This window comes from Nonomuraea sp. NPDC049607 (assembly GCF_040675375.1).
Classification (GTDB): Bacteria; Actinomycetota; Actinomycetes; order Streptosporangiales; family Streptosporangiaceae; genus Nonomuraea.
In genome coordinates, this window is sequence record NZ_JBFAOV010000004.1 from 360460 (window position 1) to 373717 (window position 13258).

A 13258-nucleotide genomic window follows, 5' to 3' on the forward strand; every position below is an offset into this window, starting at 1 on the left:
AGCCGGATCAATGGCGGCCGTCATACCGGACCGCCATCACGCCCGTATGATCACCGCACGGGGCAGAACAGCTAGCGGTCGCTCCACTTGATCTCGTACGGCTTGAGCGTCAGCTCCTTGCCGTCCACCGTCGTGGTGACCTGCTTGTCGACCGTGTTGACCGCGAGGAGCCGCTGCGGCTGGGCCAGCACCCGCACCCGCGGGTCGGAGGAGGTGACCGGGTCGATCTGCGCGCCCGCCGGGAACCACCGGGTGAAGTCGCTCACCAGCTTGCCCGTCGGCATCAGCGCGCCCGTGCGCGGCTCCCACATGCAGGCCCTGCACTCGCCGTCCTTGGCCTGCGGGTTCCAGTACAGGGCCGTGCTGGCGCCGCTCTTGGCGAACTCCATCATCGAGGCGGCCTGCACGGCCAGCCGCATGGGCTCGTCCCAGACGGTGCCGTCCTCGGGCACGAAGTACCACTCCGACCACCACACCGGCAGGTCGCCGGTCTTCTCGCGCAGCCACTTGGTGATCGCGCTGAACTTGGCCAGGGCGCCGAACGCGTCCGGCAGCAGTTCGTGGGTCTCGGTGGGGGAGGCGCCGTCCACGACGACGAAGTCGGCGCCCTTCTTGTTCTTGAACCAGTACTCGAAGGCGTCGAGGGCGTGCTGGTTGACCGCCCCCCACGGGCCGCGCAGCTCGGTGTCGCCCTTGCTGTCGCTGTCGAAGCCCAGGTACGGGCCGCCGACCTTGGCGTCGGGACGGACCGCCTTCACCGCGTCGTACACCTTGTTGTACAGCTGGGTGTAGCCCTTGTAGTCCGCGGGCTTCTTGTGGTCACGCCAGAAGCCCTTGAACTCGTTCCAGACCATGAAGTACTTCACGTCCCGGTACCGCTCGGCCACGGTCGCCGCCAGCTTGGCGAACTCGTCGAAGTACTCCGGGTACGGCGCGTCCTCCAGGTGCTCCTTCCAGGCCGACTCCTCGGTCGGGCCCTCGGGGCCGCCCTTCATCCAGTCGGGGGCGCAGCACAGCGTGATGATCCCGGTGCCGCCGGACTCCCGCATGAAGTTCGTCCGGCTGTCGAGGTCCTCCCAGAAGTAGTCGCCCCGGCGCGGCTCGGGGTTGAGCGCGCCGAAGCCCATGATGTGCTGGTTCTGCAGCATCGGCGTCTCGGACAGCGCGCGGGCGACGTCCTGTTCCAGGCGCGGGGTGATGTTGTTGGCGCTGACGCCGGTGTGGGTCAGCCCCCAGCGCGGCCAGTCGGCTTCCACGGGCGGCGGCTTCTGGGCCTTCGCGGTGGCGGCGGGCGGGGACGCCTGCGGCGGCTGTGCGCCGGTGGTCTCCTGGCCGGCGGTGGCGCCGAGGGAGCATCCGGCGGCCAGCACGGCCAGGGCGGCGAACCCCATCACGCAGGCGGTCAACCGGCCGGAACGCCGCGACACCGTCCCCCCGCAAACTCTTGACACCTGAATCCCCACCTGGTCCTCGGCGCTTTTTGCCTAGAGGCTTCCATGCACCCGCAAACGCGGCAAACCAGTGGGACGGATTCACAGCCAAGCGTTACCTGGCGTTACCTTGCGGACGCGGCGGCGCTCCCGGCGCCCCTGGCGCGCCGGGAGGCCGCCGCGTCCTGTCCCTAGCGACCCTGCAGACCTCTGACGTTGTCCCCGAACGTCCAGCCCTTCGAGCCGTCCCAGTTGATCGACCAGGTCATCAGGCCCTTGAGCTGGCCGTTGAAGGCGTTCCAGCCCTGCGACACCAGCGAGGGCGCCATGTACCCGCCGCCGGCTCCCGGCTGCGCGGGCAGGCCGGGAACCTGCTTGTCGTAGGGGACGGTGATCGTCGTGCCCTGGATGGTCAGGCCGTTGTTCAGGCAGGTGGTCTGCACGGTGAAGCCCTGCACGGTGCCGGCGGAGTAGGAGTCGCCGGAGCAGCCGTACATGCTGCCGTTGTAGTACTGCATGTTCAGCCACCACAGGCGGCCGTTGTCGGCGTACTTCTTGATGATCGGCAGGTACGCGCCCCAGATCGACCCGTACGTCACGCTGCCGCCCGTCACGTACGCCGTCTCCGGCGCCATGGTCAGGCCGAACCCGGCCGGCATCTGGGCGAGCACGCCGTCGATGATCCGGATGAGGTTCGACTGCGAGGCCGAGAGCTGGGTGATGCTCCCGCCGCCGGTCAGGCCGGTCTCGATGTCGATGTCGATGCCGTCGAAGTTGTACTTCTTCAGGATCGGCACGACGGTCGCCACGAAGCGGTCGGCGACGGCGCCGGAGCCGAGGTCGATGCCGGCCGCCGCGCCGCCGATGGACATGAGGATCGTCGCGCCCGCGGCCTTGGCCTGGCACATCTCGGCCGGGGTGGCGACCTTGACGGTGGCGTCCATGCCGTCCTCCCACAGCACGGTGCCGTCGGAGCGGATGACGGGGAACGCGGCGTTGATCACGTTGTAGCCGTGCTGCTTGATGCGCGGGTCGGTGATCGGGATCCAGCCGAGCGGCGGGTGCACGCCGTTGATGGCGCCGTCCCAGTTCTCCCAGTAGCCCTGGATCACCTTGCCGGCCGGGCGCGGCTTGGTCGGGCAGGTGGTGTCGGTGGGCGTCACGGTGGGCGTCACGGTCGGGGTGACCGTGGGCGTCACGGTGGGCGTGACGGTCGGGGTCACGGTGGGGGTCACCGTCGGCGTCACGGTCGGGGTGACTGTGGGGGTGACTGTGGGGGTGGCGGTGCCGCCGGGGCCGTCGAAGTTGACGTCATCGGCGTAGTAGGTGCCCTGCCCGTACCAGCCGTGCAGGAAGATGACGGCGGTGCTCTGGTTCGCCGTCGTCGTGAACGACACGCTGAGCTGCGTGTACGCCGTCGCCGACGAGGTCCACGAGGAGGAGCCGCCGGTGACGCCGAGGTAGACGTAGCTGCCGCGCACCCAGGCGCTCAGCGTGTACGTCGTGCTCGGCCGCACCGACACCGACTGGGTGCACTGCGCGGTGTCGGACCCGCTGGCCGCCGCGGCCAGCGCCTTGGTGCCGGAGTGGACCGGGGTGGAGACCACGGACCCCAGCCCGCCGGTGCACGACCACGGCGACAGGGACCCGGTCTCGAAGTCCGGGTTGGTGAGGAGGTTGGCCGCCTGGGCGGAGGTCTGGACGACGAGGACGCCCAGTGCCGCCAGGACGGAGGCCAGCAGCACGACGAGGAGACGGCGCGTTCGCTTCATGGTGGACAACCCTTTCGTCGCCCGAGCGCGGGCCCGCGACCAGCGGGTTCATCGGATTATGTAAAGAAACTTTAAAGTTGTCCACGCGGCTTCCATACCACTTTGGTCATATCGCCGACGTGCCGTCCGGGCCCCCGCGGACCCGGACGACACGTCGGGACGGGCTCAGTTCACGTTGAGCGTGAACGTGCTCGTCGTGTTGCGGATGTCGGTGGCGTTGCCGCTCAGCCGCAGACCGTTGAACGTGGCCGACCCGATCGCCGGGCCCTGGCCGGGCTCGGGCAGCTCGTTCACCCAGATGCCGAAGCCGGACTTGGCGTCGAAGGCGTCACCGCTCCTGCGCGCCCCCGAGATCGACACGTTCGTGAACACCGTGTCGGTGACGGGGTTCAGCGGCGTGCTCGGGCTGGAGTAGCCGGTCTGGAACATGATCCCGCTGTAGGTCGGGTCCACGATGTCCACGTCGGTCACCCGGATCGCGGTGAACTTCTTGGACGAGGAGAAGATCCACAGCGCCGGGAACGTCTGCTGTCCCCAGAAGTGCCCGCCGGAGCGCACGAGCGAGATGTTCTCGAACTTCGTCTGGCCCGGCCCGAAGTCCCGCATCGGGATGCCGAAGTCGAGCGAGCTGATCGTGATGCCCGAGTAGACGAGGGTGTCGGCGATGTAGGCGTTGCGCACGACGTTGTTCTGGCCGCCGTACACCGCGACGCCCGCGGCCCGCCAGGTCAGCAGCGAGCTGATGTTCTCGAAGACGTTGCCCGACTGGTCGGCGTTGACGTTGTCGATCGCCGCGAACAGCGCGAAGCTGTCGTCGCCGGTGGCGCGGGTCTCGACGTTGGTGATCAGGTTGTTCGTGCTGCCGTTGGTGAAGTTCGCGCCGTCGGCGAAGGTGTTCCTGATCCGCGAGTTCCTGATCGTGACGTGGTCGACGTTCGTGCCCCAGAACATGCAGATCTGGTGCTCGACCCAGATGTTGTCGATCGTCATGTTCGAGACCTTCGACAGGTCGAAGATCTTGCCGGGGCCGTCGATGCGCGAGGTGTAGTTGCCGAAGTGGGCGAACCCGGCGAACGTCGAGCCGTTCGACGACGCCTCGGTGCGCCAGCCGACGTCGGTGCCGTCCTGGCCGGAGGGCGAGACGAACCTGGTGTACCAGGGGCCCGCGCCGACCACCTTGACGGCCTTGCCGTACACCTGGAACTTGCCCGTCGTCTGGTACGTGCCGGCGGGCAGGTAGACGCCGGTCAGGTTGCTGTCCTGGCGCGCCTTGTCCAGGGCGTTCTGCACGTCCTGCTGGGAGAACCCGGCCGGTACGGCGTAGTGCGCGGGGTCGGGGTTCGCGGCCGGGGAGACCTGCTCCAGGCTGACGAAGTCGATGGCGTAGGTCGTGGTGTTGGCCGGGTCCTTCTGCAGCCTGATCGTGCTGCCCTTGGGGACGGTGGTGTTCAGCATGACGTTGGCCTCGTCGTAGATGTGCCGGGCCGGGCCGGCGCCGGGCGAGTTGCCGGGGCTCGCCTCCGCGCCGTACAGCCAGGCGTACTTCGAGGTCAGGTCGATGGCCTTGTGGAAGGCGCCGTCGACGTAGATGTTCAGGGTCGAGTTCGTCCCGCCGCCGCCCGGGGCGTCCGGGATGGAGAAGCGGGTGACCAGGGTGTTGGTGTCGGCCTTGGTGGTCCACTCGACGTAGGAGCCGTTCTGGTTCAGCGTCACCGCGCGGCGGCCCGACGCCTCGCCGGCCACCGTGCCGACGTCCCTGCTCGGGCCGACGACCTGCGCGCCGCCGCCGGTCACGCCGTCCTCGGCCTCGTAGGTGTCGTACGGCATGTTCGCGCCGCGGCCCACGAAGAGCTGCTGGGTGCTGGTGTTGTTGGCCTGCTTGACCGGCAGCTCGTTGGCGTCGTTCGCGATGACGGTCTTCACCGTGTACCTGCCGTTGGCGGCCGTCCAGGTGCCCAGGGTGACGGGCGCGGTGGTGGCGCCGGCGGCGATCGCGCCGCTGTGGGAGCCGGTGAGGGTCCTGACGACCGTGCCCGCCTCGTTCGCGACGGTCAGCGTGACGCCGTGCGCGCCCGCCGCCGAGGCGACCGTGCCCTGGTTCTTGATCGCGACCGAGAACGTGACCGTGCTGCCGCCGGCCGGGTTGCCCGGCGTCCAGGAGACCGGCGAGGCGACCAGGTCGGAGGTGTCCACCGGCTTGACCACCAGCGGGGACGGGCCGGTGAGGGAGTTGTTGGACTCGTTCTGCTCGATGACGGTCCCGGCGTCGTCGGCCTTGGCGGTGACTGGGTAGTTGCCGGCGTCCCGGGCGCCGATGTTCGCGGTCACGGTCGCGGAGGCGCCGGCGGCCAGCGCGCCCACGTTCGCGGTGGCGACCTTGGCGGCGCCGAGGGAGAAGGCGACGTCGGTCGCGGCCGACGGCGCGTTGCCGGCGTTCCTCACCACGGCCGACAGCGTGACGGCGTCGGTCTCCACCGGCGCCTGCGGCGTCCAGGACAGCGAGGTCACGGTCAGGTCCGGGTTCGGCGCGGGCACGCCGATCACCTGGAGCTCGGCCACCTGTCCCGCCGGGGCCCCGGTGTTGGCCGTGAACGACAGCCGCACGTCGGCCACCCGCGCGCCGACCGGGACCGTCACCGTGTTCCCCGAGGCCGGGTTGAACGTGTACGACGCCGAGGAGACCAGGTTCGTGAACCCCGAGGCCCCCTGCTCCCGGCCGAGCACCTGGAAGGTCTGGGTACGGGTGCTCCACACGGCCGCCGGGTCGAGCCTGACCACGACCGAGGACACGTCGGCGTTCGCGCCGAGCTGCACGGTGAGCGTGTTCGGGTAGCTGCCGCCCGCGCCCTCCCAGTACGTCGTCACGCTGTTGTCGTTGGCGTTGGCGGCGACGTAGGTGTGCACGTAGGAGGAGGCGGTGATCGGCTTGCCGGCGGCCAGGTTGGAGCCGCCCCCGCCGCTGCCGGTCCGGGTGACGGTGTTGCTCGGAGGCGACTGGTTGCCCGCCGCGTCCCTGGCCCTGACGTGGTAGGAGACGGTGAGCGTGCCGGGCTGGTTGTCGGTGTAGGTCAGCACGTTCCCGGCGACGCTGGCGCGCAGCGCGTTGTTGGCGTAGACGTCGTAGCCGGTCACGCCCACGTCGTCGGTGGCGGCGGTCCAGGTCAGTTTGATCTGGCCACTGACGGGCTCGGTGTAGGCCAGGTCACCGGGCGCGGCCGGGGCCTGGGTGTCGCCCGAGCCGGGGCCGTACACCTCGAACTCCGAGACCTGGGCGGCGGGCCAGCCGGTGTTGGCGGTGACCGTCACCCGGACGTACCGGACGGTCGCCGCGGTGAAGGTGATCGTCGCCGCCGGGGCGAACGTGCGGACGGCCGAGGCCGAGAGGGTGGTGGTCGGCGGGTTGTCGGTGCCGCCCTGCACCGTCAGCGTCTGCGTCCTGGACTCCCACGTGGAGGGCAGCTTCAGGACCAGCTGGTTCACGCTGACGGCCGAGCCGAGGTCCACCTGGATCCACTGGGGGAAGGCGTTGTTGGCGCTCTCCCAGTAGGTGGCCTGGTTGCCGTCGGTGGCGTTGCCGCCGCCGTACACGTCGGTGCTGCTGCTGACCGTGACGGGCTTCCCGGCCGCCAGGTTCGGGCCCGCGGCCGTGGCCGGAAGGGCCGTCCAGCCGATCATCGCCAGGGCGACCGCCACGGCCGCCGCGAGCGGTCGTAAGAGGGAAGGCTTGCGCTTCATGGGGGGTGTCACCTCTCGTCAGGCTGGGAGGGTTGCCCGCACCTTAAGTTGACCAATAGAAATACGCAATGTTTCTACTTCATTTCGCAAATAATCGACTGTGGGTTGGCATCCCGCCTGTCCTGAAGGAGCCAGCTCAAGAGCCCTGCACGACTCGCGGTTCTCGTGGACAGTGGCTGCAAGGCAGGGCGCAAGCTGTTGCAAGTGTTTGCGGATTTGGTCGTATAGTTTGCGCATGACCCGACGACTCGGAGACGTGGCCAAGAAGGTCGGCATGAGTGAGGCGACCGTGAGCCGGGTGCTCAACGGCAAGCCCGGCGTGTCGGAGGCCACCAGGGAGGCCGTGCTCACGGCGCTCGACGTCCTCGGGTACGAGCGCCCGACCCGCCTGCGCGGCGACCGCGCCCGGCTGGTCGGCCTGGTGCTCCCCGAGCTGCAGAACCCGATCTTCCCCGCGTTCGCCGAGGTCGTCGGCGGCGCCCTGGCCCAGCAGGGCTTCACCTCTGTGTTGTGCACGCGCACGGTCGGCGGGGTCAGCGAGGCCGACTACGTGAGCCTCCTGCTCTCGCAGCAGGTCTCCGGCGTCGTCTTCGCGGGCGGGCACTACGCCCAGGCCGACGCCTCCCACGGGCACTACGAGCTGCTCTCCGAGCGCGGGTTGCCCACCGTCCTGGTCAACGCCGCGGTCGAGCACCTGGGGTTCCCGCAGGTGTCGGCCGACGACGTGGTGGCCGCCGAGATCGCCCTCGGCCATCTGCGCAGCCTGGGCCACGAGCGGGTGGGCCTGGTGCTCGGGCCGCGCGACCACATGCCGTCCCGGCGCAAGCTCGCCGCCGTGGCCGACCAGGTCGATCCCGCGCTGGTCGAGCACAGCATGTACTCGCTGGAGGGCGGCCACGCGGCCGCCGCCCGGCTGGTCGCCAAGGGCGTGACCGGCATCGTGTGCGCCAGCGACATGCTCGCGCTCGGCGCGGTGCGGGCCGTGCGCCGGGCCGGCCTGTCGGTGCCGGAGCACGTCTCGGTGGTCGGGTTCGACGACTCGGCCCTGATGAACTGCACCGACCCGCCGCTGACCACCGTCCGCCAGCCGATCGACGCCATGGGCCGGGCGGCCGTCGACCTGCTCATCGCGCAGATCGACAAGCACGCGGTGCCCGCCGACGAGCTGCTGTTCGACCCGGAGCTGGTGGTCAGAGCCTCGACGGGACGGGTGCGCGACCCCCTCTGAAGGCGGCTTCCGGTGACCTAGTCGTTATCTTGCAATCCCATGTCGAAACATTGCGGACATCTGAGCGATCTGCCATTGTGAGCGCACAGCGGGGCGCCTCACCGTCCCCCGGCTTCGTCAAGCTTCGGAAGGGTCAGATCGATGAAGAGATCGGACTATCGCAGGACTGTGGGGCTGCTCCTGGCGGCAGGCCTGAGCATGAGCGCCGCGGCCTGCGGCAGTGACGACGACACCAAGCCCCAGGCACAGAACAGCGCCTCAGGTGCCGCGCAGGTGAACATCACCGTCGCCTGCCAGCCCGCGAAGTCCGCGCCCAAGGAGCGTCAGGCCTGGGACGACGACGTGGCCGCGTTCCAGCAGGCCCACCCCGGCGTGACGGTCAAGAGCACCGACCAGCAGCCCTGCTTCGATCCCAAGACCTTCGGGCCGAAGATGGCCGGCGGCCAGATGGAGACCGTGTTCGTGGTGCCGGTCACCAACTACGCCGACGTGATCGGCAAGGGCCAGGGCCTCGACATCACGCAGTACACCGGTGAGATCAAGAACTGGAACGACCTGCGCCAGGACGTCCGCGACCTGGTCACCAAGGACGGCAAGGTCTACGGCGTCCCCAACGTGCACTACAGCGTCGGCCTGGTCTACAACCGGGCGCTGTTCACCAAGGCCGGGCTCGACCCCAACACCCCGCCCAAGACCTGGGACGAGGTCCGCGAGGCGGCCAAGAAGATCGCCGCGCTCGGCGGCGGCGTCATCGGCTACGGCGAGTACTCCGGCGGCAACACCGGCGGCTGGCACTTCAACCAGGCCCTGTACGGCCGCGGCGGCGACATGGTCTCGGCCGACGGCAAGACCGCCGCGTTCAACTCGCCCGAGGGCAAGGCCGTGCTGCAGTTCCTGAAGGACCTGCGCTGGGTGGACAAGAGCACCGGCGCCAAGCTGTTCAACGCCTGGGAGCCCCTCATGCAGGCCATGGGCTCGGGCAAGGTCGGCATGATGCTCGGCGCCCCCGACGTCGTCACCGACGTGGTCAACAAGTTCAAGGGCGCCTCCACCGACTACGGCATCACCGGCTTCCCCGAGGCCAAGGCGTCACTGAGCGGCGGCGAGGCGTTCTTCGTCAACCCCAAGGCCACGCCCGAGCAGGTCAAGGCCGGTCTGGCCTGGGTGGACTTCCGGTTCAACACCGTCGACAAGGGCCGCTTCGACTTCGCCCGCGGCAAGGCGCTCGGCAACCCGGTCGGCGTGCCGGACAACGACGTCTACGGCGCCTCGCCCACCGGCAAGGCCATCCAGGACGGCCGCAAGGCCAGCGCCACCCTGCCGGTGGAGAACTACCAGCCGTACGTGGACGCCTCGGCCACCATCCCGCCCAAGATGGAGCCGCCGCACGCCCAGGAGCTCTACGCCATCCTCGACGTGGCCATGTCGGCCGTGCTGAGCCGCGAGGACGCCGACGTCGACCAGCTTCTCGCGGACGCCGAGACCAAGGCGAACGCCATGCTGGCCAGCAAGGGCTGAGCGGAACGTGAGACCGGGGCGCCGCGTCCGCCGGCGCCCCGGTACGTCGAGTCGGTGATCGGAGACACCCCATGAGCATTGCCACCGCCGGAACCGCGCGACGGCCGAGGCCGCCTTCGCCGCTGCGCCGGGCGTTGCGGAGGAACCTGACGGCCTACGGGTTCATGGTCGGGGCGCTGTTCTGCTTCGTACTGTTCTCCTGGTATCCCATCGTCCAGGAGTTCATCCTCGGCTTCCAGAAGACCGACCTGGTCAACGAGCCCGAGTGGGTCGGCCTGGAGAACTTCAGGACCGCCTTCGCCGACCCCGCCTTCGGGCCCGCGTGGCTGAACACGCTCACCTTCACCGTTCTCGCGCTGGTGCTCGGCTACGGGCTGCCGTTCGCGGTGGCGATCCTGCTCAACGAGCTCCGCCACTGCCGGGCCTACCTGCGGTTCGTGGTGTACCTGCCGGTCATGCTGCCCCCGGCCGTCGCGGTGCTGCTCTTCCGCTGGTTCTACGACCCCGACGTCGGCCTGTTCAACCAGATCCTCGGATTCTTCTCGCTGCCCGGCCTCAACTGGATCTACTCCACCGACACCGCGCTGCTCTGCCTGGTGCTCGTCTCGACCTGGATGAACATGGGCTCGGCGACCCTGATCTACCTCGCCGCGCTGCAGAACATCTCGCCCGACCTCTACGAGGCCGCCGAGCTCGACGGCGCCGGCGTGTGGAAGCGGATCAGGCACATCACGATCCCGCAGACCCGGCTGATCCTGCTGCTCATGCTGATGTTGCAGATCGTCGCGACCATGCAGGTCTTCATCGAGCCGTACCTGCTGACGGGCGGCGGCCCCGAGAACGCCACCGCCACCGTCGCCTTCCTGATGTTCCAGCAGGCGTTCACCTACAGCAACTACGGCGCGGGCGGCGCGCTGGGGATGATGCTCATGGTCGTCCTGCTCGCCTTCGCCGCCGTGCAGCTCCGGCTGACCCGCGAGGAGAAGAGCTGACCATGTCGAACGCCACCCTGCAACGCCCCGCCGCGCCCTCCTCGGCAGGACGCCGGGCACGGCGGCGGCCGCCCCGGCGCATCGAGGTGCAGTTCCGCACGATCATCTCCCCGCACCAGCTCAACAGCCGATGGGGGCGGCGCGTCTACTGGACGGTCCTGGTCGCGACGGTCGTGACGTTCACGGTCGTCTTCCTGCTGCCGATGTACTGGATGATCACCGGCGCGCTGAAGTCGGCCGAGGAGTTCGCCCAGGTGCCGCCCACGCTCTTCCCCGAGAAGCTGAACTTCGGGAAGTTCCTGGAGGCGTGGGAGCTGTTCGACATCGGCACGCTGCTGCGGAACACCGTCGTGTACGCCGGCGGCGGCTGGCTGATCACCATGGCGGTCGACGTCACTGCCGCGTACGCGCTGTCCAAGCTGCGCCCGGCGCTCGGCAACGTCATCCTCGGCGCGATGCTGGCCACCCTGATGATCCCGCCGATGGTCGTGCTCATCCCCACCTATCTCGCCATCCACGACGTGCCGATCTTCGGCTGGGACCTGCTGAACAACCCGTGGGGCCTGTGGCTGCCCGCCGCGGCCAACGGCTTCAACATCTTCCTGCTCAAGAGGTTCTTCGACTCCATCCCCCGCGAGCTGCTCGAAGCCGCCCAGATCGACGGCGGCGGCCCGTTCCGCATCCTGTGGTCGGTGGTGCTGCCGGTCTCCCGCCCGATCCTCGGCGTGACGTCGATCTTCACGATCGTCACCTCGTTCAAGGACTTCATCTGGCCGCTGCTCGTCATGAGCGACAGCGAGAAGATGACGCTCAGCGTGGGCCTGGCCCAGACCGCCGGGGCCGTGTCGCAGGACCAGGTCATGGGCGGCCTGGTGATCGCCAGCATCCCGACGATCATCGTCTTCTTCATCTTCCAGCGGCACATCATGGCGGGACTCACCGCCGGCAGCCTCAAGGGCTGAGTGCCTCCACCTATGGCAAGGAGTTGTCTTCAGCATGTCCGAAACGTGGTGGCGGGGAGCCGCGATCTATCAGGTCTACCTGCGCAGCTTCGCCGACGGCAACGGTGACGGCGTGGGCGACCTGGCGGGGCTGCGGGCACGTTTGCCGTACCTGTCGACGCTCGGGGTGAACGCGATCTGGCTCAACCCCTGGTACCCGTCGCCGCTGGCCGACGGCGGGTACGACGTGGCCGACTACCGGGACATCGATCCCGTGTTCGGCACCCTGGCCGAGGCGGAGGAGTTCATCGCCGAGGCGCACGAGCTGAACATCAGGATCATCATCGACGTGGTGCCGAACCACAGCTCGACCGCGAGCGAGTGGTTCCTGGAGGCGCTGCGCGACCCGTCCGTGCGCGACCGGTTCTGGTTCCGGGACGAGCCCGGCGAGTGGCAGTCGATCTTCGGCGGCCCCGCCTGGACCCAGGTGCCCGACGGCCAGTGGTACCTGCACCTGTTCGACCCCGGGCAGCCCGACCTCAACTGGACCAACCCGGACGTCCACCGCGAGTTCCACGACGTGCTGCGCTTCTGGTACGACCGCGGCGTGGACGGCATCCGCATCGACTCCGCCGCCCTGCTCACCAAGCCCGACGGCCTGACCGGCTCGTACGAGGACCTGGACGAGGTCCACGACGTCTACCGGAGCTGGCGCCTGATCAACGACGAGTACGACGACCGCGTCCTGGTCGGCGAGGTGTGGCTGCCCGACCAGGAGCGCCTGGCCCGCTACCTGCGCCACGACGAGCTGCACACCGTCTTCAACTTCCCGTTCCTGGCCTGCCCCTGGGAGCCCGCCGGCCTGCGCCAGGTGATCGAGCAGACCCTCGCCACCCACACCCCGCTCGGCGCCCCGCCCACCTGGGTGCTGTCCAACCACGACGTCGCCCGCGTCGTCACCCGGTACGGCCGCGCCGACACCTCCTGGGACCACGGCGACCGCAGGGACGGCGCCCCCTCCGACCTGGAGCTCGGCTACCGCCGGGCACGTGCGGCGGCGCTGCTGGCCATGGCGCTGCCCGGCGGCATCTACATCTACCAGGGCGAGGAGCTGGGCCTGCCGGAGGTGGACGACATCCCCGACGAGCTGCGCCAGGACCCGATGTGGCGGCGCTCGAACCACACGGTGAAGGGGCGCGACGGGTGCCGGGTGCCGCTGCCGTGGTCGGGCGATGAACCGCCGTTCGGGTTCGGCACGGCCACGCCGTGGCTGCCGCAGCCGGACGCCTGGAACAAGCTCACCGTCGAGGCCCAGAGCGCCGATCTGGGCTCGATGCTCAACCTCTACAGGAACGGGCTGCGCATCCGCGCCGAGCGGCTCGGCGACGGCACGCTCACCTGGCTCGACCTGGGCCCCGACGTGCTCGCCTTCACCCGGGACTCCGGCCTGACCTGCGTGGTCAACCTGGGCCCCGGCCCGGTGCCGCTGCCCGCCCACGACACGGTCCTGCTGGCCAGCGGTGCCCTGGACGGCGACCGCCTGCCCGCCGACACGGCGGCCTGGCTCGCCTGACCGCCCCGGCCCCCTGCCCCCGCCTGCGGCCGGGGTCGGGGTCGGGGTCGGGGTCGTGCCTGTCCTGCG

At 69.5% G+C, this 13258-nt stretch carries 8 protein-coding genes; 5 read left to right on the plus strand and 3 right to left on the minus strand.

Annotation, left to right across the window (positions count from 1 at the left end):
• Nucleotides 1-71: 71 nt before the first annotated feature.
• From AB0J97_RS11585 to AB0J97_RS11595, 3 genes are all read right to left on the minus strand, one after another.
• Complete coding sequence (locus tag AB0J97_RS11585; RefSeq protein WP_364087238.1) at nucleotides 72-1427, minus strand: xylan 1,4-beta-xylosidase; 1356 nt, start codon at nucleotides 1425-1427, stop codon at nucleotides 72-74.
• A gap of 194 nt (nucleotides 1428-1621) precedes the next feature.
• Nucleotides 1622-3202, minus strand: a complete 1581-nt coding sequence (locus AB0J97_RS11590; protein WP_364087239.1) for a glycosyl hydrolase family 18 protein — start codon at nucleotides 3200-3202, stop codon at nucleotides 1622-1624.
• Nucleotides 3203-3367: 165 nt separating this feature from the next.
• A complete protein-coding gene (locus AB0J97_RS11595) occupies nucleotides 3368-6937 on the minus strand; it encodes a discoidin domain-containing protein (protein WP_364087241.1) in 3570 nt (1189 codons plus the stop codon).
• A 235-nt stretch (nucleotides 6938-7172) separates the two neighbouring features.
• On the opposite strand from AB0J97_RS11595, the gene AB0J97_RS11600 reads away from it, so the two are divergent.
• From AB0J97_RS11600 to AB0J97_RS11620, 5 genes are all read left to right on the plus strand, one after another.
• Nucleotides 7173-8165, plus strand: a complete 993-nt coding sequence (locus AB0J97_RS11600) for a LacI family DNA-binding transcriptional regulator (protein WP_364087243.1) — start codon at nucleotides 7173-7175, stop codon at nucleotides 8163-8165.
• A gap of 141 nt (nucleotides 8166-8306) precedes the next feature.
• On the plus strand, nucleotides 8307-9683 hold the full coding sequence (locus AB0J97_RS11605; RefSeq protein WP_357693564.1) for an extracellular solute-binding protein: 1377 nt from the start codon (nucleotides 8307-8309) through the stop codon (nucleotides 9681-9683).
• 71 nt (nucleotides 9684-9754) lie between these two features.
• The gene (locus AB0J97_RS11610; RefSeq protein WP_357693562.1) at nucleotides 9755-10675 is read left to right on the plus strand and encodes a sugar ABC transporter permease; all 921 of its coding nucleotides are present in this window, start codon (nucleotides 9755-9757) and stop codon (nucleotides 10673-10675) included.
• Between the two features lie 2 nt (nucleotides 10676-10677).
• A complete protein-coding gene (locus AB0J97_RS11615) occupies nucleotides 10678-11637 on the plus strand; it encodes a carbohydrate ABC transporter permease (RefSeq protein ID WP_364087246.1) in 960 nt (319 codons plus the stop codon).
• 34 nt (nucleotides 11638-11671) lie between these two features.
• Nucleotides 11672-13189 carry a glycoside hydrolase family 13 protein gene (locus AB0J97_RS11620; protein ID WP_364087249.1) on the plus strand — a complete coding sequence of 506 codons (1518 nt, stop codon included), beginning with the start codon at nucleotides 11672-11674 and terminating at the stop codon, nucleotides 13187-13189.
• Nucleotides 13190-13258 lie beyond the last annotated feature (69 nt).

Bases quoted from the DNA above. Each gene is read 5' to 3' on its own strand.
- AB0J97_RS11590 (WP_364087239.1), bottom strand. From the start codon at position 3,202: ATGAAGCGAACGCGCCGTCTCCTCGTCGTGCTGCTGGCCTCCGTCCTG.
- AB0J97_RS11595 (WP_364087241.1), bottom strand. From the start codon at position 6,937: ATGAAGCGCAAGCCTTCCCTCTTACGACCGCTCGCGGCGGCCGTGGCG.
- AB0J97_RS11600 (WP_364087243.1), top strand. From the start codon at position 7,173: ATGACCCGACGACTCGGAGACGTGGCCAAGAAGGTCGGCATGAGTGAG.
- AB0J97_RS11605 (WP_357693564.1), top strand. From the start codon at position 8,307: ATGAAGAGATCGGACTATCGCAGGACTGTGGGGCTGCTCCTGGCGGCA.
- AB0J97_RS11610 (WP_357693562.1), top strand. From the start codon at position 9,755: ATGAGCATTGCCACCGCCGGAACCGCGCGACGGCCGAGGCCGCCTTCG.
- AB0J97_RS11615 (WP_364087246.1), top strand. From the start codon at position 10,678: ATGTCGAACGCCACCCTGCAACGCCCCGCCGCGCCCTCCTCGGCAGGA.
- AB0J97_RS11620 (WP_364087249.1), top strand. From the start codon at position 11,672: ATGTCCGAAACGTGGTGGCGGGGAGCCGCGATCTATCAGGTCTACCTG.